Annotated in this window: 22 protein-coding genes and 1 pseudogene; 12 read left to right on the forward strand and 11 right to left on the reverse strand. The window is 66.0% G+C overall.

The window, feature by feature from the left end:
• Nucleotides 1–182 precede the first annotated feature (182 nt).
• Entirely contained in the window at nucleotides 183–980 is a 798-nt protein-coding gene (locus QO058_RS21090; RefSeq protein ID WP_284168199.1) for an undecaprenyl-diphosphate phosphatase, read from the forward strand.
• A 3-nt stretch (nucleotides 981–983) separates the two neighbouring features.
• Here QO058_RS21090 and QO058_RS21095 read toward each other — a convergent pair whose 3' ends face one another.
• Nucleotides 984–1898, reverse strand: a complete 915-nt coding sequence (locus tag QO058_RS21095; RefSeq protein ID WP_284168200.1) for a LysR family transcriptional regulator — start codon at nucleotides 1896–1898, stop codon at nucleotides 984–986.
• A gap of 85 nt (nucleotides 1899–1983) precedes the next feature.
• On the opposite strand from QO058_RS21095, the gene QO058_RS21100 reads away from it, so the two are divergent.
• Nucleotides 1984–3186 carry a 4-oxalomesaconate tautomerase gene (locus tag QO058_RS21100; RefSeq protein ID WP_284168201.1) on the forward strand — a complete coding sequence of 401 codons (1203 nt, stop codon included), beginning with the start codon at nucleotides 1984–1986 and terminating at the stop codon, nucleotides 3184–3186.
• Entirely contained in the window at nucleotides 3119–4105 is a 987-nt protein-coding gene (locus tag QO058_RS21105) for a Bug family tripartite tricarboxylate transporter substrate binding protein (protein WP_284168202.1), read from the forward strand. The genes QO058_RS21100 and QO058_RS21105 overlap by 68 nt, the downstream gene beginning before the upstream one ends.
• 4 nt (nucleotides 4106–4109) lie before the next feature.
• Here QO058_RS21105 and nth read toward each other — a convergent pair whose 3' ends face one another.
• Entirely contained in the window at nucleotides 4110–4811 is a 702-nt protein-coding gene (gene nth, locus QO058_RS21110) for an endonuclease III (protein ID WP_284168203.1), read from the reverse strand.
• A gap of 20 nt (nucleotides 4812–4831) precedes the next feature.
• Here nth and QO058_RS21115 point away from each other — a divergent pair, with 20 nt between their 5' ends.
• Nucleotides 4832–5359 (forward strand): DUF2244 domain-containing protein, encoded by a 528-nt coding sequence (locus QO058_RS21115; protein WP_284168204.1) that lies wholly within the window; start codon nucleotides 4832–4834, stop codon nucleotides 5357–5359.
• 2 nt (nucleotides 5360–5361) lie between these two features.
• A complete protein-coding gene (locus QO058_RS21120; RefSeq protein ID WP_284168205.1) occupies nucleotides 5362–5889 on the forward strand; it encodes a hypothetical protein in 528 nt (175 codons plus the stop codon).
• Between the two features lie 7 nt (nucleotides 5890–5896).
• Here the strand turns inward: QO058_RS21120 and QO058_RS21125 are convergent, their stop codons facing one another.
• Nucleotides 5897–6499, reverse strand: coding sequence for a class I SAM-dependent DNA methyltransferase (locus QO058_RS21125; RefSeq protein WP_284168206.1), 603 nt, complete (start codon nucleotides 6497–6499; stop codon nucleotides 5897–5899).
• Between the two features lie 198 nt (nucleotides 6500–6697).
• On the opposite strand from QO058_RS21125, the gene QO058_RS21130 reads away from it, so the two are divergent.
• Nucleotides 6698–7603, forward strand: coding sequence for a methylated-DNA--[protein]-cysteine S-methyltransferase (locus tag QO058_RS21130; RefSeq protein WP_284172976.1), 906 nt, complete (start codon nucleotides 6698–6700; stop codon nucleotides 7601–7603).
• 67 nt (nucleotides 7604–7670) lie between these two features.
• On the opposite strand, the gene QO058_RS21135 is transcribed toward QO058_RS21130, so the two are convergent.
• Complete coding sequence (locus QO058_RS21135; protein WP_284168207.1) at nucleotides 7671–8573, reverse strand: hypothetical protein; 903 nt, start codon at nucleotides 8571–8573, stop codon at nucleotides 7671–7673.
• A 457-nt stretch (nucleotides 8574–9030) separates the two neighbouring features.
• On the opposite strand from QO058_RS21135, the gene dnaK reads away from it, so the two are divergent.
• Genes dnaK through dnaJ form a run of 3 tightly spaced genes read left to right on the forward strand, consistent with a single transcriptional unit; the run spans nucleotide 9031 to nucleotide 12663 of the window.
• A complete protein-coding gene (gene dnaK / locus QO058_RS21140) occupies nucleotides 9031–10953 on the forward strand; it encodes a molecular chaperone DnaK (protein ID WP_284168208.1) in 1923 nt (640 codons plus the stop codon).
• Between the two features lie 52 nt (nucleotides 10954–11005).
• Entirely contained in the window at nucleotides 11006–11533 is a 528-nt protein-coding gene (locus QO058_RS21145; protein ID WP_284168209.1) for a hypothetical protein, read from the forward strand.
• A complete protein-coding gene (gene dnaJ / locus QO058_RS21150) occupies nucleotides 11533–12663 on the forward strand; it encodes a molecular chaperone DnaJ (protein ID WP_284168210.1) in 1131 nt (376 codons plus the stop codon). The genes QO058_RS21145 and dnaJ overlap by 1 nt, the downstream gene beginning before the upstream one ends.
• A 60-nt stretch (nucleotides 12664–12723) precedes the next feature.
• On the opposite strand, the gene QO058_RS21155 is transcribed toward dnaJ, so the two are convergent.
• Both QO058_RS21155 and QO058_RS21160 read right to left on the reverse strand, forming a co-directional pair.
• A complete protein-coding gene (locus QO058_RS21155; RefSeq protein ID WP_129156176.1) occupies nucleotides 12724–12915 on the reverse strand; it encodes a CsbD family protein in 192 nt (63 codons plus the stop codon).
• A gap of 89 nt (nucleotides 12916–13004) precedes the next feature.
• Nucleotides 13005–13826 carry a helix-turn-helix domain-containing protein gene (locus QO058_RS21160; RefSeq protein ID WP_284168211.1) on the reverse strand — a complete coding sequence of 274 codons (822 nt, stop codon included), beginning with the start codon at nucleotides 13824–13826 and terminating at the stop codon, nucleotides 13005–13007.
• Nucleotides 13827–13959: 133 nt separating this feature from the next.
• Between QO058_RS21160 and QO058_RS21165 the strand changes: the two genes are divergently transcribed.
• The gene (locus tag QO058_RS21165; protein ID WP_284168212.1) at nucleotides 13960–14382 is read left to right on the forward strand and encodes a hypothetical protein; all 423 of its coding nucleotides are present in this window, start codon (nucleotides 13960–13962) and stop codon (nucleotides 14380–14382) included.
• 136 nt (nucleotides 14383–14518) lie between these two features.
• A complete protein-coding gene (locus QO058_RS21170) occupies nucleotides 14519–16720 on the forward strand; it encodes an esterase-like activity of phytase family protein (protein ID WP_284168213.1) in 2202 nt (733 codons plus the stop codon).
• Between the two features lie 244 nt (nucleotides 16721–16964).
• Here the strand turns inward: QO058_RS21170 and QO058_RS21175 are convergent, their stop codons facing one another.
• Nucleotides 16965–18197 carry an argininosuccinate synthase gene (locus tag QO058_RS21175; RefSeq protein WP_284168214.1) on the reverse strand — a complete coding sequence of 411 codons (1233 nt, stop codon included), beginning with the start codon at nucleotides 18195–18197 and terminating at the stop codon, nucleotides 16965–16967.
• 255 nt (nucleotides 18198–18452) lie between these two features.
• Here QO058_RS21175 and QO058_RS21180 point away from each other — a divergent pair, with 255 nt between their 5' ends.
• Complete coding sequence (locus tag QO058_RS21180; RefSeq protein ID WP_284172977.1) at nucleotides 18453–19061, forward strand: 2-hydroxychromene-2-carboxylate isomerase; 609 nt, start codon at nucleotides 18453–18455, stop codon at nucleotides 19059–19061.
• Between the two features lie 192 nt (nucleotides 19062–19253).
• Here the strand turns inward: QO058_RS21180 and QO058_RS31180 are convergent.
• From QO058_RS31180 to QO058_RS21200, 4 genes and pseudogenes are all read right to left on the reverse strand, one after another.
• Nucleotides 19254–20126 (reverse strand): annotated as a pseudogene (locus QO058_RS31180) (M48 family metallopeptidase); the annotation flags it as partial.
• 34 nt (nucleotides 20127–20160) lie between these two features.
• Entirely contained in the window at nucleotides 20161–20718 is a 558-nt protein-coding gene (locus tag QO058_RS21190; RefSeq protein WP_284168215.1) for a LemA family protein, read from the reverse strand.
• Nucleotides 20719–20831: 113 nt separating this feature from the next.
• Complete coding sequence (locus tag QO058_RS21195) at nucleotides 20832–22073, reverse strand: MFS transporter (RefSeq protein WP_284168216.1); 1242 nt, start codon at nucleotides 22071–22073, stop codon at nucleotides 20832–20834.
• Nucleotides 22070–22441, reverse strand: coding sequence for a hypothetical protein (locus tag QO058_RS21200; protein WP_284168217.1), 372 nt, complete (start codon nucleotides 22439–22441; stop codon nucleotides 22070–22072). The genes QO058_RS21195 and QO058_RS21200 overlap by 4 nt, the downstream gene beginning before the upstream one ends.
• Between the last annotated feature and the right edge of the window lie 2 nt (nucleotides 22442–22443).

A 22443-nucleotide genomic window follows, 5' to 3' on the forward strand; every position in this document is an offset into this window, starting at 1 on the left:
AGAGCGCCCCCGTATAGGCCTGCCGGCTAAGCCTCACAACCCGGGACCGGGAAAAGGGGCGGATTGCGCAGGAATCCTTGCCGATCTGGTAACCAATTTGCAAAGACCGTGCGCCATAGCTTTAACGCGCGCGTCCGGCTTTTTGTTGCGCCGCACCCGCAAGGCTCGGAAGGACCTCTCGTATGCATGACCTGATCGTCGCCGCCGTGCTCGGCGTGGTCGAGGGGCTGACCGAATTCCTGCCGGTGTCCTCGACGGGGCATCTGCTCCTGCTCGGCCATTTCCTCGGCTTCGAATCCAAGGGCAAGGCCTTCGAGATCCTGGTCCAGCTCGGCGCGATCCTGGCGATCCTGCTGGTCTATTTCCGCCGCCTGCTCGACATTGCCTTGCGCTTGCGCACTGATCCGTCCGCCCGGCGCTTCGTCCGTGGCGTTCTCGTCGCCTTCCTGCCGGCGGCGGTGATCGGCGCGCTTGCGCATGGCTTCATCAAGGGCGTGCTGTTCAACCCCTTCCTGGTCTGCTGCACGCTGATCGCCGGCGGCCTCGTCCTCCTCGTCGTCGACGAGCTCGAACTCGAGGTGAAGCATCACGACGCCACGAAGTTTCCACTGGCGATGTATCTCAAGATCGGCTTCATCCAGTGCCTTGCCATGGTGCCTGGCGTCTCACGCTCGGGTTCAACGATCGTCGGCGCCATGCTGCTCGGTGCCGACAAGCGGGCCGCGGCCGAGTTCTCCTTCTTCCTGGCGATGCCGACCATGGCTGGCGCCTTCGCCTACGACCTGCTCAAGAACTACAAGGAGCTGACAACGAACGACGTCGCACTCATTGGCGTCGGCTTCGTCACCGCCTTCATCTCGGCCTTGATCGTGGTCCGCAGCTTCCTCGACTTCGTTTCGAAGCGCGGCTTCACGCCTTTCGCCTGGTGGCGGATCATCGTCGGCTCGGCCGGCCTCGCCGGGCTCTGGGTCTTCGGCTGAGCTTCACTCCGAAGCGGACAGGGGCCCGCGCCAGGTTCCCAGCAACATCTCGAGGAAGCGCTCCGCTGCCGGCGCCAGCTTGACGCCGCGGCGCCTGACCACGCCGATCGTGCGCGAGACCTCGGGATCGCGGATCGGCCGCGTCACGATGATCGGGTGATCCGCGCCCGGCGTCGCCAGCTTCGGCAGCACCGAGATGCCGAGGCCGGCCTCGACCAGCCCGAGCGAGGTCGAGAGATGCGTCACCTCGAACGACCAGTCGAGCCTGACCCCGACCTTGACCAGCGCTGCATCGAGGATGGCGCGGTTGCCGCTGCTGCGGCTGACGGTGACCAGCGGATGGCCTTCGAGATCGCCCCAACCCAGTGACGCTTTCCGCGCCAGCGCATGGTCGTGCCGGCAGGCGAGCACGAAGGGATCATCCATCAAGGGCTCGAAGCTGAGGTCGGCATCGGAGCCGCCGATCAGGTTGATGCCGAACTCGACCTCGCCGCGCGCCACCGCCTCCAGCCCGTCATTGGCCGACAGGTCGAGGATGCGGAAGCGGATGTTCGGATATTGCGTCTGGAAACGCGCGATCACCGAGGGCAGGAAGTAGAAGGCGGCAGTCGGCACGCAGGCGAGGGCGATCTGCCCGGCGCGGCGGCTGCCGAGATCGCGCATGGCGAAGATCGAGGTGTCGAACTCGTCCAGCATGCGCCGGACCAAAGGCAGCATCTCGCGCCCGACCATCGTCAGCGCGACCCGGCGCGTCGTCCGCTCCAGCAGGGCTGCCCCGACGGCGCTTTCCAGGCGCTGGATGCGCCGGCTCAGCGCGGGCTGGGACATGTTGAGCGCCTCGGCGGCGCGGTGGAAACCGCCGAGCTCGACGACCGAAATGAAGGCGCGCAGGTCGAGGGCTTCGAAATTGATGCTCATGGCGCATCAATAGCGCCGATCTCTGCATTTCACAGCGATTATTCAATTTGAGAAGGAAGGGCACCGCAATCGCCGGGTGACGCCCTTGTCCGCTCCCTTCCAGCTTCCCCAGGTTCAGGCCCTGCGCATTCCCTGCGTGCTGATGCGCGGCGGCACCTCGCGCGGCCCGTTCTTCCTGGAGGCCGACCTGCCGAGCGATCCGGCGGCGCGCGACCGGGTCCTGCTCGCCGCCATGGGCTCACCGCATATGTTGCAGCTCGACGGGCTCGGGGGCGGCAATTCGCTGACCAGCAAGGTCGCGATCGTCAGTCGCTCCAGCCGGCCCGATGCCGATGTCGACTATCTCTTCGCTCAGGTCGCAGTCGAGCGCGCCCATGTCGATCTCAGCCCGAACTGCGGCAACATGCTCTCCGCTGTCGGCCCCTTCGCGATCGAGGCCGGCCTAGTGCCGGCGGTCGATGGCGAGACGATCGTGCGTATCCACAACCGCAACACCGGCGCATTGATCGAGGCTGCCGTGATGACGCCGGGCGGCGTCGTTGCCTATGATGGCGCAACCGCGATCGACGGTGTCGCCGGCACGGCGGCCCCGATCAGGCTGGGCTTTCTTCAAGCCGTCGGCTCCAAGACCGGGGCACTGCTGCCGACCGGCTTTGCTCGCGAGGAGATTGACGGCGTCCCGGTGACGCTGATCGACTACGCCACGCCGATGCTGCTGCTGCGGGCCGCTGATCTCGGCCTCGCCGGCGACGAGACCCCGGCTGAGCTCGACGCCGATGCCGCCCTGCTGGCGCGATTGGAGCGGCTGCGCCGCGAGGCCGGCCACCGTATGGGGCTCGGTGATGTCACCGGCCGGGTCATCCCAAAGGTGGGAGTACTCTCGCCGGCACGCCGCGGCGGCAGCCTGACCTCGCGCTATTTCACGCCGGATCGCTGCCATCGCAGCCATGCCGTAACCGGGGCGCTCTGCGTCGCCGCCGCAAGCCGCATCGCCGGCAGCGTTGCCGCCGAAATGCTCAGTCCAGAGACCGGCTCGCTGGTCACAATCGAGCATCCGAGCGGCGCCATTCAGGTCGACCTTGCGCTCGACGCAGCCGGTCAGGTGACCCGCGCGAGCCTGGTGCGCACCGCGCGCCGCATTTTCGAAGGAAACGTCATCGTCCCCGCAAGCACGATCCTCGCGCTTGCAGAGAGGGCGGAAACGGGAGGAGAACTGACCCATGACGATCACGCGCCGCCATCTCTGCAGCCTGATCACGGCCGCCGCGGCCAGCACCTGCCTGCCTGAACTCGCGCGCGCCCAAGCCGCCTTCCCGGATCGGCCGATGAAGCTGCTCGTGCCCTATGCCGCCGGCGGCGGCACGGATGCGATCGCGCGCCTCGTCGCGCAGGGTGTCGGTGAGCGGCTGGGCCAATCGCTGGTCGTCGAGAACAACGGTTCGGCCGGCGGCAATCTCGCCACTGCCCAAGCGGCTGCAGCCTCGCCCGACGGTTATACCGTGCTGATGGCCAACCAAGGCCCGATGGTGGTCAACCCGCATCTGTTCAAGAATGTCCGGGTCGATCCGCTCACCGCCTTCGACCCGCTGACGCTGATCTCTGCGGCACCGCTCGTCGTGGTCGTCTCGTCGAACTCGCCGCACAAGACCCTGGCCGAGCTCGTCGGCCAGGCCCAGAAGAACCCGGGCAAGCTGACCTATGGCTCGGCCGGCAACGGTTCCGCCAGCCATCTGGCGACGGTGCTGCTGGCGCAGACGGCGCAATTCGAGGCCGTGCACGTGCCCTATCGCGGCGCCGGACCGGCGCTGACCGATCTGCTCGCCGGCAATAGCGACTTCATGATCACCACCGTGCCGTCGGTGCTCGGGTTGATCCATGGCGGCAAGGTCAGGGCGCTGGCGGTGACCGGCAAGGCGCGAGCCAAACTCTTCCCGGAAGTCCCGTCGGTGGCCGAGAGCGGTTGGGCGGATTACGAGGCGACGGCCTGGTACGGCTTCGTCGTGCCCAAGGGCACGCCGAAGGAGGTTGCCGTCAAGCTGAGACAGGCCACGGTCGAGGCCATCAACAGCCCGATCATCCGCGAGCGCCTGCAGAACGAGGGCGCCGAGCCGATCGGCAACAAGCCCGAGGAGTTCGCCGCGATGATGGAAGCTGAATCGCGCCGCTGGGCCGGGATCATCAAGCAGGCCCGCCTCGCCATCAACTGATGGCTCAGGCGACCCGCTTGTCGGCGGAATCGCAGAGATCGGCGACGACGCAAGCTTCGCAAGCCGGACGCAGCGCCTTGCAGGTGTAGCGCCCGTGCAGGATCAGCCAGTGATGCGCGTGCCGGCCGAACTCAGCCGGCACCGCCTTTTCCAGCCCGAGCTCGACCTGCAGCACATTCTTGCCGGGTGCGATGCGCAGGCGGTTGGCGACGCGGAAGACATGGGTGTCGACCGCGTGGGTGATCTCGCCGAAGGCGATGTTGAGCACGACATTTGCGGTCTTGCGGCCGACGCCGGGCAGGCTCTCCAGCGCCTCGCGCGCGGTCGGGACCTCGCTCCCGAACTCGGCGATCAGCTTCTCGCTGAGCGCGATGACGTTCTTCGCCTTGTTGCGGTAGAGCCCGATCGTCTTGATCAGTTCGCGCACCTGGTCTTCGCCGAGGGCGAGCATTTTTTGAGGCGTATCGGCGAGCTCGAACAGCTTCTTCGTCGCCTTGTTGACGCCGGCATCGGTCGCCTGCGCCGAGAGCACGACGGCGACCAGAAGCGTGAAGGCGTTGATATAGTCGAGCTCGCCCTTGGGCTCGGGCCTTTGCTGCCGGAAACGGCTGAAGATCTCGTAGATCTCGGCGGCGCTGCGCGGCTTAGGATCTGTGATCCGTTTGGGCGGCGGGCTGCGGCGTTTCGCACTGTTCGGCACGGGCATTGCGGCGTTATAATTCGCCGATGACCTTGGGCAAGCCCGAATCCGACGTTGCAGCCGAAGCGGCCGAACGGCCGGTCTTCGACGCGACGATCACGCCGCATCGCTCGCTCGGTCAGGACGGCTTCCGCATCGTGATGACCTTGGTCTGCCTGGTCAGCGTCGCGGCTTCGATTCCCTTCATGGTGCTCGGCGCCTGGCCGGTCGCCGGCTTCTTCGGTCTCGACGCCATCGCGCTGTTCATCGCCTTCAAGGCCAATTTCAACGCAGCACGCGCCTTCGAACGCATCGTCGTGACACCGCTCGAGGTGCTGCTGCGCAAGGTCTCGCATCATGGCCGCGAGAACATTTGGCGCTCGAATCCCACCTGGACGAAGATCGAGCGCGAGGATGACGAGGATTACGGCCTGCTCGCGCTTTCGCTGGTCTCGCGTGGGCAGCGCACCGTGGTTGCTTCCGCGCTCTCGCCGCAGGAACGCGAAGGCTTTGCGCAGGCGCTCGGCACCGCGCTCGCCAAGGCCAAGCGCGGCCCGGACTTCGAACCAGCCTGAGCATGGCCGCGACGATCATCCCGCTGATTGCGCTCGCGGTGGTCGTGGTCGTGCTCGGCGCCGCCTTGCGCGCCACGCTGCGCAAGTCTGGTCCAGCATCGGCGGCGCAGATCAGCGACGGTGAGGCGAGGGTTCCTGCCTACGGCCTCGTTTTGCGTGACAAGCTCGATCGCTCCTTGTTCGGCCCGGTTCTGGCCGGGCAGATATGGGATCGCATGATGACCTGCCCGGTCGGTGAAGGCCTGATCCATGAGTTCCATCGCGACTTCTGCGGCCATGGGCTGATCCGCACCGAGGCCGGCATCAAGCTTTGCGACATTCTGGATGGTTATCATCCGGGTGCGGCCATTACCGAATGGCGCTCGCGCGAGGCGTTCGTCGCCTTCTTCGCCGAGCAGTCGGATTATAGCTGCAGCGGCTGGGACGAGGGCTCGCCGGTCTTCTTCACCAGCGACGAATGGCACCGCAACAACCAGCGCCTGACCCGCGAGAAGCTGCTGCGCTTTCTGGCGGGGCCATTACCGACCTGAGCCGTACTCAGCGCAACTGCGCCAGCCAGATGGTATGACCACCGCAATTGGGGTCCTCGACGACGTGCTCGATGACGCTAAAACCGTTCTCCTGCAGCAGGGAGCGATATTCGGCCGGATCGAGGCTGGCATGGTAGAGCGGCTCGCCTTCGAAGCTGCCGATCGCCTCGCCATGGCTGGGACCGCTGGTGAAGAGCAATGCCGTGCCCTCGGTCGCATGCCCCCGGAACAGCGGGAAAATCCGCCGCTGATCGTCAGGGCGCAGATGAAAGAAGCTGTCCCAGGCGATCAGTCCGTCAAAGCGCCGTCCGAGCACGAGCAAGCGCATATCCACGACCTGCCAGACCTGCAGCGGAAAGCGCTCGCGGCAGAGCGCGATCAGCGGCTCTGACGAATCGATGCCGGTGACCACGCAGCCGCGTTCGATCAGATGCCGGGCGATCGGCTCGCCCATGCCGCAGCCGATATCGAGCACCGATGGTGTCGCCGGCAGCAGTGACAGGAAGCGGTCGAGCCAGCGCGCCTCCATCAGCGACCGGCCGCGCTGCTGGTCGTAGGCGGTGGCATGACGCTCATAGAGTGAGACGATCGCGTCGGCGGGACTGGTCATCCGCCGACCTCTACGCGCCATCGCTCGCTAAGGCGAGCTTGTCAGCTTTCGGGTGGGAGACGCATGCTGACAGGACTAGCTTCGTGAGCATCACATTCAGATCGCGAGGATAGAAAGATGAACGCTCACTCCAGCTTCCGAACTGCGATGAAACCGATCACCGTCTCCAATGCCGTGCTCGCCCGCGCCGCCGAGGCCATGCCTTCGGAGGCCGATTTTCCGGCGGCCGCGCCCGGCTCGGATTACGATACGGTCCGCCGCATCCTCTCCTACATCACCAACAACTGGCGCCAGCAGCCGACAATCGAGGCGATCGCCGATGCAGCCGGCGCGACGCCGACCGACGTGCATCACCTGTTCCGGCGCTGGTGCGGGCTGACGCCTAAGGCCTTCCTACAGGCGATCACGCTCGACAACGCCAAGGGCCTGCTGGCCTCGTCCGCCAGCATCCTCGACACCAGTTTCGAGGTCGGGCTCTCCGGCCCTGGTCGCCTGCACGATCTCTTCGTCACCCATGAGGCAATGTCGCCGGGCGAGTGGAAGACCGGCGGCGAGGGCCTGCGGCTGTCCTATGGCTTCCACATTTCGCCCTTCGGCGAAGCGCTGATCGTGGTGACTGAGCGCGGCCTCGCCGGTCTCGGCTGGGTCTCGAACACTCTCGATGGCGGCAAGGTCATCGGCGGCCGGGCCGAGGCACTGGCCGACATGATGCGGCGCTGGCCGCATGCGGACTACCGCTTCGATCCGCAGACGACGGCGCCCTATGCCAGCCGCATCTTCGAGCCGGGCAGTTGGTCGCCGCAGACGCCGCTGCGTGTCGTGCTGATCGGCACCGATTTCGAGGTCCGCGTCTGGGAGACGCTGCTACGCATTCCAGTCGGCTGCGCCACCACCTATGGCGACGTCGCCGGCCATATCGGCAAGCCCTCGGCGGCTCGCGCGGTCGGTGCGGCGGTCGGCAAGAATCCGATCTCTTTCGTCGTCCCCTGCCATCGCGTCATCGGCAAGTCCGGCGCGCTCACCGGTTACCATTGGGGGCTGACGCGCAAGCGCGCCATCCTCGGCTGGGAGGCCGGGCAGGTCGCAGGCGACCAGGCGGCCTGAGGGTTCCGTCTTTCCGGGGCGGCGCGTTAGCGCCGAGCCCGGAAAGACGCGGTGGGTCGGACAGTCGCTATTGTGGAAGCGGAGCGGGCGCCGCCGCGGGCGGGGGCGCCCGTCTCGCCGTGGCCGGGCGCGGCTTGGCCGCTTCGGGCTTCGGCTCGGGCAGGCCGAGCCGGGAGCGGATCGAGGCAGCCCGCGCCTCGGTTACGCGGGCTCCGCAGAAGCCGTGCGAGCCCTCGCGCTGGAAGTCGCGGCAGATCTGCTCGCGCTCCGAGGAGAAGCCTGCCTGCTCGCGGGCAATGGATCTCTGCTCCGGCAGGTCGGCCTTCGCCGAGAGCACCCGAAAGCCGTCGCGGACTGCGGTTTCCGCCTGCTTGCGCTCAGCTTCGATGTCCTTGGCGCGGGCGGGAAGCGTGCGCGCATCCGGCCCCCAGACGCCGCGGGGGTCGATGCGGCAGGCGGCTGCTTCGATCACGCAAGGCTGCGTCGGCTCAAGCACCAGGAAGGCACCGTCGAGTACGTCGAAGACGATCGGGCAGGCTGGTGCTTCAAGCTTGTAGCGCGCCAGCCCCGCCGGTTTGCCCAGCGAGGTCACCGGCACGGGTGCGTCGCCGAACGAGATCGCACAGGGCTCGACGAGATTGCTGGACTGGAAACCTTCGGCGCGCAACTTCAGGCCATAGCCACTGCCGGTCTTCTCCAGCGTTGCTTCGCCAAAGCCGCCATTCCGGCGCAAGGTCTTGCCGAGGATCGAGTCTTCGCCGGGAATCTTGATCGCCGGCATGGTGCGCGGGCGCGGCGTCGCCGGGCCGCCGACCGAGGCCGGCGCCGACTGCTGGGCGCCGGGCGCATTGAAGGGCTGGGCACCCGGCAACTGCAGAGGCTGCGCCAGAGCCCCACTCGCAAGGCCGAGCCAAGCCAGCGCTGCGCCGACGGCGAGACGATGGGCTGTCGGGCGGCGAGTCGTGGTCACGGCTGGTTCCCGTTGCGCAAGGTTCTTTTGAATGAATTGGCCGAGCTTGCTGCGCAAGAGCACGAAGGCAACACTTATCCAGAATGGTCAGTCCTGCGAATTCTGTGCAGGACACCGCTCAAAGCCGATTCTTAATCCGGCTCCGTGCCTTGCAAGCAGGGCGTCACCCTCCCTATATACGCCGCCAAGCGATGGTTTTGACGACCATCGGACCGGATTGCGCCAGGCACGAGCACTGACATGCGAGCGCTGAAACGCAGGACCGGTCGATCTTTATTCTAACCGGCGGCCGAAACCGGGCCGGGGCAAAGCCTCGTTCCGCCACTTCGCCGCCAGACGTGGATATCCCGGGTTCGTTCGCCGCGGAAGGTGGGGGCGATCCGGGGCCATGGGCCGGAGGACGGCGCCTTGTGCGCGGGCTTTCCGGCGATCTGCTAAATCGAAAGGGATCCCATCCATGGGTAAAGTAATCGGTATCGACCTCGGAACGACCAATTCCTGCGTTGCAGTGATGGAAGGGTCGACGCCCAAGGTCATCGAGAATTCGGAAGGCGCCCGCACCACGCCGTCCATCGTCGCCATCACAGATGACGGCGAGCGTCTTGTCGGCCAGCCGGCGAAGCGCCAGGCGGTCACCAATCCGGAGCGCACCTTTTTTGCCATCAAGCGCCTGATCGGGCGCACCTTCGACGATCCGATGACCAAGAAGGACATCGATCTCGTTCCCTACAAGATCAAGAAGGCCCCGTCCGGCGACGCCTGGGTCGAGGCCGACGGCAAGGACTACTCGCCCTCGCAGATCTCTGCCTTTACGCTGACGAAGATGAAGGAGACCGCGGAGGCCTATCTCGGCCAGCCGGTCACCCAGGCGGTCATCACCGTTCCTGCCTATTTCAACGACGCCCAGCGCCAGGCCACCAAGGATGCCGGCCGCATCGCCGGCCTGGAGGTGCTGCGCATCATCAACGAGCCGACCGCGGCGGCGCTCGCCTATGGCCTCGACAAGAAGCAGGCCGGCACCATCGCGGTCTACGATCTCGGCGGCGGCACCTTCGACGTCTCGGTCCTTGAGATCGGCGATGGCGTCTTCGAGGTGAAGTCGACCAATGGCGACACCTTCCTCGGCGGCGAGGACTTCGACATGCGCCTGGTCGAGTACCTGGCGGACGAGTTCAAGCGCGAGCAGGGCATTGACCTGAAGAAGGACAAGCTCGCCCTGCAGCGCCTGAAGGAAGCGGCCGAGAAGGCCAAGATCGAGCTGTCGACCACCGCGCAGACCGAGATCAACCTGCCCTACATCACGGCGGATGCCTCCGGGCCGAAGCACCTTGCGATCAAGCTCTCGCGTTCCAAGTTCGAGAGCCTGGTCGACGACCTGATCCAGCGCACCATCGAGCCCTGCCGCAAGGCGCTCAAGGATGCCGGCCTGTCGGCAGGCCAGATCGACGAGGTCGTCCTGGTCGGCGGCATGACCCGCATGCCGAAGGTCCAGGAGGTGGTGAAGCAGTTCTTCGGCAAGGAGCCGCACAAGGGCGTCAACCCTGACGAGGTCGTGGCCATCGGCGCCGCGATCCAGGCCGGCGTGCTGCAGGGCGACGTCAAGGACGTGCTGCTGCTCGACGTGACCCCGTTGTCGCTCGGCATCGAGACGCTGGGTGGCGTGTTCACCCGCCTGATCGACCGCAACACGACGATCCCGACCAAGAAGAGCCAGGTCTTCTCCACCGCCGAGGACAACCAGGGCGCGGTGACGATCCGGGTCTTCCAGGGCGAGCGCGAGATGGCGGCCGACAACAAGATGCTCGGCCAGTTCGACCTGATGGGCATTCCACCGGCCCCGCGCGGCATGCCGCAGATCGAGGTGACGTTCGACATCGACGCCAACGGCATCGTCTCGGTGACGGCGAAGGACAAGGCCACGAACAAGGAACAGCAGATCAAGATCCAGGCTTCGGGCGGCCTTTCCGAGGCCGAGATCCAGAAGATGGTCAAGGACGCCGAGGCGAACGCCGCCGACGACAAGAAGCGTCGCGAGCTGGTCGAGGCCAAGAACCAGGGCGAGAGCCTCGTGCACTCGACCGAGAAGTCGCTGAAGGACTATGGCGACAAGGTTTCAGCGGACGACAGGGGTGCGATCGAGACCGGGCTCGAGGCCCTCAGGACCGCGCTGACCGGCGAGGACGTCGAGGCGATCTCGTCGCGCAGCAATGAGCTGATGCAGGCGTCGATGAAGCTCGGCGAGGCGATGTATGCCGCCAGCCAGGCCGAAGCGAACGCTCCCGAGGGCGCCGCTGCCGAGGAGCCGAAGAAGGACGACGTCATCGACGCCGACTTCAAGGACGTCAGCGACGACAAGGGCGACAAGAAGAAGAGCGCCTGAGCGAGTTGAATTGCCGGAACGCAGGACACGCGTTCCGGCAAGAGGGCATATCGTGGCTCACCGTGCTCAAATGAAACGATCTGGCATCGCGGTTATTGCTGCGATGCTTCCGTTATCCGGCTTCGCACAGTCGGAGAGGCCAGCAGCGTCTGAAAACGGTCAAGCCGCCCTGGTGAGTACTATTGAAGAAATTGGCCGCCTGCAAACCAGCCTAGTCAAGGTCTTGCAAAGCGCTGACGGTCGCGAAGCACTGAATCTCGTACGAAGCAGCCCGATTTTTGGAGGGGCTGGCAATCGTACTTTGCCTGCGTCCTGCCAAGATACGATCAACGGCTTAACTGGAGCATTCACTGCGGTTGTCTTCGCATTGAATGCGCCCGTGAAGGGTAAAGGCCTCGGCGAAATGACCGGCGACGAACTGCGTTTTTCGACGGAGATGAGGCCGTCGCGTGAATGGCTGGAGGAGGCTTACAAGTCTGGCATTTCAACCTATCGGGCGAACGTCCAGGCTTGCTTTGAGCTCGGCGGCGTTGTCTTGACCAAGTTGTCCATGCCTGACCAGTTGCCGAGCAGCCAATAATGTCGAAGCGCGACTATTACGAAATCCTCGGGGTCTCCCGGACGGTGACAGAGATCGAGCTCAAGGGCTCCTTCCGTAAGCTCGCCATGCAGCATCACCCGGACAAGAATCCGGGCGACAAGCAGGCTGAGATCAAGTTCAAGGAACTCAACGAGGCCTACCAGGTCCTCTCCGACGGCCAGAAGCGCGCGGCCTATGATCGTTATGGCCATCAGGCCTTCGAGAATGGCGGTGGCGGCGGTGGTCCGGCCGATATGTCGGACTTCATGTCCGACATCTTCGAATCCTTCTTCGGCGAGGGCCGTGGCCGTGGCCCGCGTGGCGCCAATGCCCGCGAGCGCGGCGCCGATTTGCGTTACAATCTCGAGATCGGCCTCGAAGACGCCTATGCTGGCAAGAACGAGACCATCCGTGTCCCGACCTCGATGGCCTGCGAGGTGTGCTCCGGCACAGGCGCCAAGGCGGGCTCGAAGTCGCGCCAGTGCCCGACCTGCGGCGGCCATGGCCGCGTCCGCGCCAGCCAGGGCTTCTTCTCGGTCGAACGCACCTGCCCGACCTGTGGTGGGCGCGGCGAGGTCATCGACGATCCCTGTACCGGCTGTCAGGGCGCCGGACGAGTCACGCGTGAGCGCTCGCTCTCGGTCAATATCCCGGCCGGCGTCGAGGACGGCACCCGCATCCGCCTCGCCGGCGAGGGCGAGGCCGGCTTGCGCGGCGGCCCAGCGGGCGATCTCTACATCTTCCTCTCGATCAAGCCACACGCGATCTTCCAGCGCGACGGCGCCGACCTGTTCTGCCGGGTGCCTATCGGGCTGACCTCGGCGGCGCTGGGCGGCGAGATCGAGGTGCCGACACTGAACGGTGAAAAGGCCCGGGTGAAAATCCCCGAAGGCACCCAGACGGGCAAGCAATTCCGGCTCAAGGCCAAGGGCATGAGCGTGCTGCGCTCGCGCGAGATGGGCGATCTCTACATCCAGGTCCTGGTCGAGACGCCGCAGAAGCTCACTGCCCGGCAGCGTGAGTTGCTGATGGAGTTCGAGCGTGAGAGCTCCGGCGCCACCCATCCGGAGACCGCCGGCTTCTTCGGTCGGGTCAAGGATTTCCTCGGCGGCCTTGGCGGCGCGGCCTGAGATCAAAAAGACGGGCGCCTTGCGGCGCCCGCCTTTCTTTGATCGGAGGCAATCTTGCGGTCAGGCCTTGTCGATCACCTTCTTGACGGCGTCCTTGGTCTTGCCGACCGCCTGCTGGGCTTCGCCCTTGCGCTCCTGCGCGATGCCCTCGGCCTGCAGCCCGGGCTTGTCCAGCGCCTTGCCGGCGGCCTGTTTGACGTTGCCAGCGGCTTCGTTGGCCATGCCCTTGATCTTGTCGGTCGTGCTGCCCATGGGACGCTTTCCTTCTCGATTGATGCGTAATCGACGCTTTGGCGCCGGTCCGCAGGGAGAACGTCACGGCTGAGCTTTGGTTCCGCCTCTCAGGCGGATGCGTTGGCCTCCGCGATCGCCCGCAGTGCCAGGCCCGTCGCTTCGTCGGCGGGGAAGAATGTCTCCAGCGCCAGCTCGGACAGCGTGACATCGACCGGCGTTCCGAACACCGTCGTGGTCGAGATCAGCGACAGCACACTCTCGCCCAGCCGCAATTGCAGCGGCACGACGATCGGCGGCTCCGCCTCTTCGTGTGATCGGCCCTTCGCGGTCGGAACAGCCGGGACAGGATAGCTCAGCAATTCGGTCAACAGCTCCGCCAGCAGCGGGTCGGCCGTGGCGCGAATCTGCTGGCGCAGCCGGGCGATCAGATGGCCGCGCCATTCGGCGAGGTTGACGATCGCCGGGGCGAGTCCGCGCGGATGCAGGCTGAGCCTGAGCACGTTGACCGGCGGGCGCAGCAAATCGGCGTCCTCGACCAGCGTCAGCAGCGGCGGGATCATCGCGTTCGCCGCGAGCAGGGTCCAATGCCTGTCGATCGCGACGGCCGGGTAGGGCTCGTGCCCCTTGAGCAGCATGTCGATCGCGCTGCGCGCCGCCTGCAGGCTCGGATCCTCCAATGAGCGTTCGAGATAGACCGGGGCATAGCCGGCCGAGAGCAGGAGCGCGTTGCGCTCGCGCAAGGGCACGCCGAGATGCTCGGCGAGGAGCAGGACCATGTCCCGGCTCGGCGCCGAGCGGCCGCTTTCGATGAAGCTGAGATGTTTCTGCGAGATCTCGGCCTCGAGGGCGAGATCGAGCTGGCTGAGACGGCGCAGTTGGCGCCAGTCGCGGATGAGATGCCCGATCACGGGCTGCTGATGCTTGTTCATAGGAGGCAAGCTAGCCGCAGCCGCGCCGCCATCCAATTACCTCTGGCTTAATCGACTGGCCGCCGGGCTTTCGTCAGCATGGCCTCCATCAGCAACCGCCCCGGCTGAGACGGGGCCGAACCGGAGAACGACCATGGCCTTCATTCAGTCCTCGCGTTTCCTGCGCAATGCTCTCGCCCTCGATGCCGCCGCCTGCGCCGCGACCGGCCTGCTGCTCAGCTTCGGCGCAGGCTCGCTCTCCGGCCTGCTCGGCTTCCCGGTGGAGTTCCTGCGCGGTGCCGGCCTCGTGCTCCTGCCTTGCGCCGCCGCGCTAGCCTTCCTTGCCAGCCGGGTACGGCTGCCGCGGCTCGCGGTCTATGCCGTGATCGGCGTCAACATCCTCTGGGTTGCCGACAGTGTGCTGATCCTGGTCGCCGGCTGGTTCGCGCCGACCACGCTCGGCATCGCCTTCGTCCTGGCCCAGGCCGCGGCGGTGGCCGTCGTCACCGAGCTCGAGGTGATCGGCCTGAAGAAGTCGGTCACCGAGGCCACCGGAGCCGAAGCTGCGCTGCACTGACTGCTCGTGCCCCATGTCACGCCGCTGCGGCTCCCGCCGCGGCGGCGTTTGCTTTGCGACGGCTTGTCACGAAACTGTCGCCTGTGCTCACTAGCCGGAAGGCCTGCCTCCTCACCCCGCGGAACAGGACCGTCCCATGCGCAAATCCCTCGTCCTTGCGGCTCTCGCGACGCTCCTCGCCGGCGGCACTGCACTCGCCGAGCCGACTTTCAACCGCATCGCCACCTTCCAGGTGCCGCTGAACCTGCCGGCCGACCGCGACGCGAAAAAGAAGACGGTCGCGGAGATCATCACCGCCAACGAGGCCGGAACGCTGCTCGCCTATACCGACGCCGAGCAGAAGGCGATCGGCCTCATCGACATCACCACGGCGAGCGCTCCCAAGCCCGCCGGCTTCATCCCGGTCGGTGGCGAGCCGACCTCGGTCGTCATCCTCGGCGAGCGCGCCTTTGCCGTCGTCGTCAGCTCCGGCGACAACTTCAAGGAGCCGGCCGGCCATCTCGCCACCATCGACCTGAAGACAAAGCAGGTTTCGGCGAAGTGCGAGCTCGGCGGCCAGCCGGATTCGATTACGCTGACCAAGGACAAGGGCAAGCTCGCCATCGCCATCGAGAACGAGCGCGACGAGAAGCTCAACAAGGGTGACCTGCCGCAGCTCCCCGCCGGCAATCTCACGCTGGTTGGCATCAAGGGCGGCGAGGCCGATTGCGCCTCGAAACAGATCATCGACCTCACCGGCATCGCCGCTGTCGAGCCGAGCGATCCGGAGCCGGAATTCGTCGACGTCAATCAGGACGGCCTCGCCGTGGTGACGCTGCAGGAGAACAACCACCTCGCCGTGGTCGACACCAGGACCGGCAAGCTCGTCGCGCATTTCCCGGCTGGCACCGTCGATCTCACGAACATCGACAAGACCCGCGACGGCCAGATCAAGCCGGTCGAGGAGCTGAAGGGCGTGCGCCGCGAGCCCGATGCCGTGCGCTGGCTCGACAATGACCGCTTCGTCACCGCCAATGAGGGTGACTGGAAGGGCGGCTCGCGCGGGTTCACCATCTTCCGCAAGGACGGCACGGTCGAGTTCGACGCCGGCAATATGGTCGACCACATCGCCATCCGCCTCGGCCACTATCCGGAGCGCCGCTCGGCCGCCAAGGGCAGCGAGCCGGAGGGCATCGAGGTCGGCACCTATGGTGGCGAGCGCCTGTTCTTCGTCGGGCTGGAGCGCGCCTCGCTCGTCCTCGTCTTCAAGGATGAGGGGCCTAGCAAGGCTCCGCGCTATCTGCAGGCGCTGCCGGCGGGCATCGCGCCAGAGGGCCTGCTCGCCATTCCCCAGCGCAACCTCTTCGTCTCCGCCTCCGAGGCCGATCTCGGCGACAAGGGCGGGCCGCGTTCGGCCGTGACGATCTACGAGCGTAGTGAGGCCCCCATCACCTATCCGACCATCGTCTCGGCCGATGTCGATGGCGCGCCGCTTGGCTGGGGCGCGCTCTCCGGTCTTGCCGCGCATCCCGAGCTGCCGGGCCGGCTCTTCAGCGTCACCGACAGCGCCTATACGCCGTCGCGCATTCTTGAGATCGACGCGACGCAGAAGCCGGCGACTATCACCGGCGCGCTCACCGTGACCAAGGACGGCAAGCCCGCTTCCTACGATCTCGAAGCGATTGCGACCCGCGCGGGTGGCGGCTTCTGGCTCGCGTCGGAGGGCGCGCCGGAGCATAAGGAGAAGCCGACGCAGAACCTGCTGCTGCGCGTTTCGGCCAAGGGCGAGGTCGAGGAAGAGATCGCGCTTCCCGAGGAGTTCGCCGCCAAGGCGATCAGCCAGGGCTATGAGGGCGTCGCCGTCACTGGCTCCGGCCAGGACGAGACGGTCTGGATCGCAGTCCAGCGCGAGTGGAAGGACGATCCCAAGGGCAAGGTCAAGATCTTGACCTACAAGCCCTCTACCAAAAGCTGGGGCATCCTCCATTACCCGCTGACGGCTCCTGCTGCCGGCGCCTGGATGGGCCTGTCGGAGCTGACCTATCTCGGCGACGAGACGTTCGCGGTGATCGAACGCGACAACCTCTTCGGCGCCAAGGCGGTGAAGACGCTGGCGACCTTCTCGGTCAAGGGCGTGAAGCCGGCCCCGTTCGGCGCCTCCGAGATCCCGACGGTCGAGAAGAAACTGTTGCGCGACCTGACGCCCGATCTGATGAAGCTCGGGGGCTACGGGCTCGACAAGGTCGAGGGTATGGCGGTCGACAAGGCCGGCGAGCTCTTCGTCGTCACCGATAATGACGGCGTCGACGACTCCTCCGGCGAGACCCAGTTCTTCGCCTTCGGCAAGCTCGCGAAGTAAGGGGCGTCTGCCGTCTTTCCGGGACCCGCAAGGCGGCGAGCCCGGAAACCATGACCACGACGCCGCTCCAGGTCGTCATGCTCGCCCTTGTGGCGAGCATCCACGTCTTGAACACCGTCCTCGATGAAGGAATACGTGGATGGTCGGGACAAGCCCGACCATGACGGAAAGGGCGGTGGTCATGGGTTCCGGGCTCAGGCCTTCGGCCTGCCCCGGAATGACGCCGCGTTTCTGAAACCTGCTCTTACAGCCCCAGCTTCTTCTTCCGCTGCCCAAGCGTGCGCAGGCGCAGTGCGTTGAGCTTGATGAAGCCGGCGGCGTCGCGATGGTCGTAGGCGACCGCGCCTTCCTCGAAGGTGACGAGATCCTGATCGTAGAGCGAGTAGGGGCTGGAGCGGCCGATGACGTGGACGCCGCCCTTGTAGAGCTTGAGCCGCACCTGGCCGGCCACGAACTCCTGACTCTTGTCGATCAGCGCCTGCAGCATCTCGCGCTCGGGCGAGAACCAGAAGCCGTTATAGATCAGCTCGGCATATTGCGGCATGATCTGGTCCTTGAGATGGGCGGCGCCGCGATCGAGCGTGATCGACTCGATGGCGCGATGCGCGACAGCGAGGATCGTGCCGCCGGGCGTCTCGTACATGCCGCGGCTCTTCATGCCGACGAAGCGGTTCTCGACCAGGTCGAGCCGGCCGATGCCGTTGGCGCGACCGAGCTCGTTGAGCTTGGCCAGCAGCGTCGCCGGCGAGAGCTTGACGCCGTCGATCGCAGTCGCATCGCCCTTCTCGAAGTCGATCGAGATTACCGTCGGCTTGTCGGGGGCGTCCTCCGGCGAGATCGTGCGCGAATAGACGTAATCAGGCACTTCCTGGGCCGGGTCTTCCAGCACCTTGCCCTCCGAAGAGGCGTGCAGCAGGTTGGCGTCGACCGAGAACGGCGCCTCGCCGCGCTTGTCCTTGGCGATCGGGATCTGGTGCTGCTCGGCGAAGGCGAGAAGCTGCTCGCGCGAGCGCAGGTCCCATTCGCGCCAGGGCGCGATGACGACGACGTCGGGCTTCAGCGCATAGGCGGTCAGTTCGAAGCGGACCTGGTCGTTGCCCTTGCCGGTCGCGCCATGCGAGATCGCGTCGGCGCCGACCTTCTCGGCGATCTCGATCAGCTTCTGGCCAATCAGCGGCCGGGCGATCGAGGTGCCCAGCAGGTAGACGCCTTCATAGGAGGCATTGGCCCGGAACATCGGGAAGACGTAGTCGCGCACGAACTCCTCGCGCAGGTCTTCGATATAGATGTTCTCCGGCTTGATGCCGAGCAGCAGCGCCTTGTCGCGGGCCGGGCCGAGCTCCTCGCCCTGGCCGAGATCGGCGGTGAAGGTCACGACCTCGCATTGATAGGTGGTCTGCAGCCACTTCAGGATGATCGAGGTGTCGAGCCCGCCGGAATAGGCGAGCACGACTTTGTTGACGCGCTTGTCTGCCATGGACGTAGTCTTCCTGCAGTGGCGGCACGAAAGATCGTGCACAGTGTGAGAACGCGGCTTTCCCGGCCGCATTTCGGACGTATCCGCGCACTATCGCAGGGCTCGGGGCGACGCAATCGGAACCTTCTGATCGATTGTGCGTCATCGTTTGATGGATCGCTGTCCGGCGGCGCGTTTGCGGCTTCTGGCTTGCGGGCCGATTCGCGGGGGCGGAGAGTCGGCTCAGTTTTTCAGCCGCTCTCGCGTGGAGGTTTGATGCCGAATCGTCCTGTTCTGGATTTCTGGTACGAGTTCGCATCGACCTATTCCTGCCTGAGTGCCTTGCGGATCGAAGAGCTGGCCGATGCAGCTGGCGTCAGCGTGCGCTGGCGGCCCTTCCTGCTCGGCCCGATCTTCGCCGCCCAGGGTTGGACCAACTCGCCATTCAATCTCTACCCCAACAAGGGCCGCTATATGTGGCGTGACGTGGCGCGCCGTGCCGCCCGCAACGGGCTGACCATCACGCGCCCGGAGACTTTCCCTCAGAACTCGCTGATTGCGGCGCGGTTGGCGCTTGCGGGGCGGGAGGCCGGCTGGATGCCCACTTTTTCCAGGGCGCTGTTCCGTTCCGAGTTCTGCGAAGGCCGCAACATTGCCGAGGAGGCAGTGCTGAGTGCTGCCCTGCGTGAGGCGGGTGCCGACCCCTCGGCCGCCTTTGCCACCTCGCGCAGCGAGGAAGTCAAGGGCCGGCTCAAGGCCGAGACCGAGCTCGCCAAGTCGCTCGGCATCTTCGGTGCTCCGACCTTCGTCACTGGCGATGGCGAGCTGTTCTGGGGCGACGACAGGCTGGAGGAAGCACTCGCCTGGGCGAAGGACGGGCGCTAGCCGCCTGCCGGGGGGCCGGCCGCGACCATGGTCCATGCGCGGCCGAGGTCTCGGCGATCTCGGGCAAGGTCTGGCGCTCACTGATTTTCGGCGGGCCGGGCGCTGCCTGGGGGGCAGGCGCCCGCCGGCGGTCTGCACCAACGCCTGCACACGCTTGGTGACGGAGGGGTGGGTCGAGAACAAATCGGCGAAATCGTCAGGATCGTTCTCGAAGCACATGTCCATTACGCCCGACGGCACGTTGTCGATGTCGGCGCGGCCGGAGATTTTCAGCAGCGCCGAGATCATCGCGTCCGGGTTCTTGGTCAGCTCCACCGCCCCGGCATCTGCGAGGTATTCTCTCGCCCGCGACAGCGACAGCCGGATCACCACTGCGAGCAGCCAGGCGACGGCGATCACTGCGAAGCCCAGGACGATCGCAAAGCCGCTGCCTTTCTTGTCGCCGTCGGAGGAGATACGCACCCGCCCGAGATTGCGGAACACGACCTCGCCGACGAAGGAGATGATGCCGGCGATCACCACGGCGATCACCATCAGCCTGACGTCGCCATTGCGGATATGGGTCAGCTCATGGGCGATCACCGCTTCGATCTCGGCGTCGTTGAGTTGCTCGATCAGCCCGGTTGTCAGCGTCACCGTGAACTGCTTGTCGTTGACGCCGCTGGCGAAGGCGTTGAGCGCATCGCTCTGGATGATGGCGAGCTTCGGCGTCACCATGCCGCGCGAGATGCAGAGATTCTCCAGCATCCGGTAGAGCTTGGGCTGAGCCTCCCGCGTCACGCCCTCGGCGCCCGAGACCGCCTCGATCAGTCCGACATTGATCTTGAAGCCGATCAAGACCCAGGCGGCCGTGCCGAGGGTGATGAAGGGCAGCCAGGCCCAGAAGCGCTGGCCGACGAAGTTCAGCACCGTGCGTCCGCGCGGCACGCCGACATAGCCGTAGCCGACCAGCATCACGCCCCAAACGGTGAGATAGACCATCAGGAAGAGCCCGATGATCAGGGCGATCGACCGGGTCCGGTTGTTGCGCTGATGGGTGTAGAGCCCGAAGGCTTCCCCCGGCATCGCCGCAGCTCCGCTGTGAGGCCTCTTTAGGCGCTCAGAACTTTACGGTGGGTGCAACTTCGATCTGCTTGCGCGTCTCGTCGCCGACATCGAAGAATTCGCGCGGGGCAAAGCCCATCTGCGGCGCGAAGAATACCGCCGGGAAGGCCTGGATCGCCGCGTTGAACTCGCTGACCGCGTTGTTGAAGAAGCGCCGGGCCGCCGCGAGCTTGTCCTCGACATTGCCGAGGTCCTGCTGGAGCTGCTGGAAGTTCGCGCTCGCCTTGAGGTCCGGATAGGCCTCGCCCAGCGCCAGCAGGCGGCCGACCGCGCCGGTCAGCTGCTGCTCGGCCGCCGCCTGGTCGTGCGGGCCGGACGCGGCCTGCGCCTGGTTGCGCGCCTGGATCACTGCGTCGAAGGTTTCCTTCTCGTGGCTGGCATAGCCCTTCACGGTCTCGACCAGGTTCGGGATCAGGTCGTGGCGCTGCTTCAACTGCACGTCGATGTCGGCGAAGGCCTGGTTGACGCGCTGGCGCATCGCGACCAGCCCATTATAGGTCATGATCAGCCAGACCACGACGACGACGATCAGTCCAAGGACGACCCAACCCATGGTGTTCTCCTCCGGCACAGGCGATCTTGCGGCACAGGCGATCTCGCCGGCAACCTTGCATGAAGGGCGACGGTAGGGAAGCTGCCGCCGCCTGCAGCGAGCGCTTGCGCCGGTCAGGCCAGCTTTCCGACGCTGCTGCGCGCGATCATCCGGACCGTGGCGATCACCGCGACTGCCGAGATCGCCGTCGCCAGCGAGAACAGCGCGCCATAGCCCAGCGTGTCGGCGAGCTTGCCCGCCAGCATCGAGCCGGCGAGATAGACCAGCAATTGCGCGCAGGCGAGGATGGTGAAGTCGGTTCCCGGCTGCTCCGAGGTCGTCACCGCCATGAACAGCGAATAGAGCGCGACGATCTCCATATAGCGGATCAACGTCTGGAAGCCGGCGGCGCCGAACAGCGGCCAGGCTCCGACGACGGCCCCCAGCCCATGGCAGGCGAAGAGCAGGAAGCAGAGCGTGCGCATGCTTCCGAGCAAAGCGAGCACGAAGGCGATGCCCTGGCGCTTGACCAGCCAGGCCGCGATCGCTGAACCGGCGAGGCCGGCCGTCGTTGCCGATATCCCGGAGAGATAGCCGATCTGGTTGAGCGGCACGCCGGCATCGACCAGGTAAGAGCCCTCCATCGCCTTCACCAGGCCCTCGCTCGCCCGGTAGATCAGTGCGATCCAGAGGATCTGGCGCGCCTCCGGCCGGCGCAGGAAGGCGCGGATCGAGGGACGCTTCGCCGCCTCGGCCGGCGTCGGATCACCCTCTCGCATCATCGCCGCCGCGACGAGCGGCAAGAGCGAGATCGCGGCGATGGTGACCAGCATGCCGGTCCAGCCGATATAATGGTGCAGGACGAGGCCGAGCGTACCGCCGATCACGACTCCGAAAGCGATCGAGCCGCCCTGGATGGCGTTGCCGATGGCGCGGTCGGCCTCCGGCAGATATTTTGCGGCATAGCCGTCGGTGGCGATGTCCTGGGTCGAGATCAGCAGCGAGGCGACAAAGCCGATCGCGATGATCTTGCCGACATCGAGCGGCCCGACCGCGATCAGCGCGAGGATGCACAGGATCGTGCCGGTCTGGGTGATGAAGACCCAGCCGGCCCGGTGCGCCCGCGCGAACGGCCTGATCCGGTCGATCCACGGCGCCCAGACGAATTTGAGCACCAGCGGCAGCAAGAGGATGCTCATGTAACCGATGGCGGTGCGCGAGACGCCGGCCTCGCGCATGATCGGCGGCAGCGCCGCGACGAAGAGATAGGACGGGATCGCCTGCGCGAGATACAAGCCCCCGAGTACGGCGAAGAGCCGGTAACGGGCGGCATTGTTCGCTGGTGCAGCGCCGATGGCCGCTTCGCTCGCGCTCATGCCGCCCTCCGGTGCTTCAGCAGGAAGGCGCGCGCCGCCGCCTCGTCGGTCTCCAGGCTGATCGGAAAGGGCCACAGCCGGCGGAAGACATCGGCCATCGCCTCGGTCGCGCCAGGGCGCACGATGGCGCAGGCGCCGCAGAGCGTGCCGAACTGGGCCCGCGTCCGCTTGAACCAGAGCGCCTGCTCGCGCTCGCCGGCCTGGGACAGCTTGCCGCCGCCGCCGAAGATGGTGAGCAGCAGGAAAGACTCCTCGCGTTTGCCGAGTTCAGCGAGCGCGTCGAGATAGGCGCGCTCGTCATTGTCGGCATAGGGCGGCGTGAAGCGCAGCGTCACGATGCCCTGGGCGTCGCTGTCGAGGCTGACCATCG

This window comes from Bosea vestrisii, assembly GCF_030144325.1.
Taxonomy (GTDB): domain Bacteria; phylum Pseudomonadota; class Alphaproteobacteria; order Rhizobiales; family Beijerinckiaceae; genus Allobosea; species Allobosea vestrisii_A.

Excerpts from the sequence above, each read along its gene's own strand:
- QO058_RS21090 (WP_284168199.1), top strand. The coding sequence starts at position 183 with ATGCATGACCTGATCGTCGCCGCCGTGCTCGGCGTGGTCGAGGGGCTG.
- QO058_RS21095 (WP_284168200.1), bottom strand. The coding sequence starts at position 1,898 with ATGAGCATCAATTTCGAAGCCCTCGACCTGCGCGCCTTCATTTCGGTC.
- QO058_RS21105 (WP_284168202.1), top strand. The coding sequence starts at position 3,119 with ATGACGATCACGCGCCGCCATCTCTGCAGCCTGATCACGGCCGCCGCG.
- nth (WP_284168203.1), bottom strand. The coding sequence starts at position 4,811 with ATGCCCGTGCCGAACAGTGCGAAACGCCGCAGCCCGCCGCCCAAACGG.
- QO058_RS21115 (WP_284168204.1), top strand. The coding sequence starts at position 4,832 with ATGACCTTGGGCAAGCCCGAATCCGACGTTGCAGCCGAAGCGGCCGAA.
- QO058_RS21120 (WP_284168205.1), top strand. The coding sequence starts at position 5,362 with ATGGCCGCGACGATCATCCCGCTGATTGCGCTCGCGGTGGTCGTGGTC.
- QO058_RS21125 (WP_284168206.1), bottom strand. The coding sequence starts at position 6,499 with ATGACCAGTCCCGCCGACGCGATCGTCTCACTCTATGAGCGTCATGCC.
- QO058_RS21130 (WP_284172976.1), top strand. The coding sequence starts at position 6,698 with ATGCCTTCGGAGGCCGATTTTCCGGCGGCCGCGCCCGGCTCGGATTAC.
- dnaK (WP_284168208.1), top strand. The coding sequence starts at position 9,031 with ATGGGTAAAGTAATCGGTATCGACCTCGGAACGACCAATTCCTGCGTT.
- dnaJ (WP_284168210.1), top strand. The coding sequence starts at position 11,533 with ATGTCGAAGCGCGACTATTACGAAATCCTCGGGGTCTCCCGGACGGTG.
- QO058_RS21155 (WP_129156176.1), bottom strand. The coding sequence starts at position 12,915 with ATGGGCAGCACGACCGACAAGATCAAGGGCATGGCCAACGAAGCCGCT.
- QO058_RS21160 (WP_284168211.1), bottom strand. The coding sequence starts at position 13,826 with ATGAACAAGCATCAGCAGCCCGTGATCGGGCATCTCATCCGCGACTGG.
- QO058_RS21165 (WP_284168212.1), top strand. The coding sequence starts at position 13,960 with ATGGCCTTCATTCAGTCCTCGCGTTTCCTGCGCAATGCTCTCGCCCTC.
- QO058_RS21170 (WP_284168213.1), top strand. The coding sequence starts at position 14,519 with ATGCGCAAATCCCTCGTCCTTGCGGCTCTCGCGACGCTCCTCGCCGGC.
- QO058_RS21175 (WP_284168214.1), bottom strand. The coding sequence starts at position 18,197 with ATGGCAGACAAGCGCGTCAACAAAGTCGTGCTCGCCTATTCCGGCGGG.
- QO058_RS21180 (WP_284172977.1), top strand. The coding sequence starts at position 18,453 with ATGCCGAATCGTCCTGTTCTGGATTTCTGGTACGAGTTCGCATCGACC.
- QO058_RS21190 (WP_284168215.1), bottom strand. The coding sequence starts at position 20,718 with ATGGGTTGGGTCGTCCTTGGACTGATCGTCGTCGTCGTGGTCTGGCTG.
- QO058_RS21195 (WP_284168216.1), bottom strand. The coding sequence starts at position 22,073 with ATGAGCGCGAGCGAAGCGGCCATCGGCGCTGCACCAGCGAACAATGCC.
- QO058_RS21200 (WP_284168217.1), bottom strand. The coding sequence starts at position 22,441 with ATGGTCAGCCTCGACAGCGACGCCCAGGGCATCGTGACGCTGCGCTTC.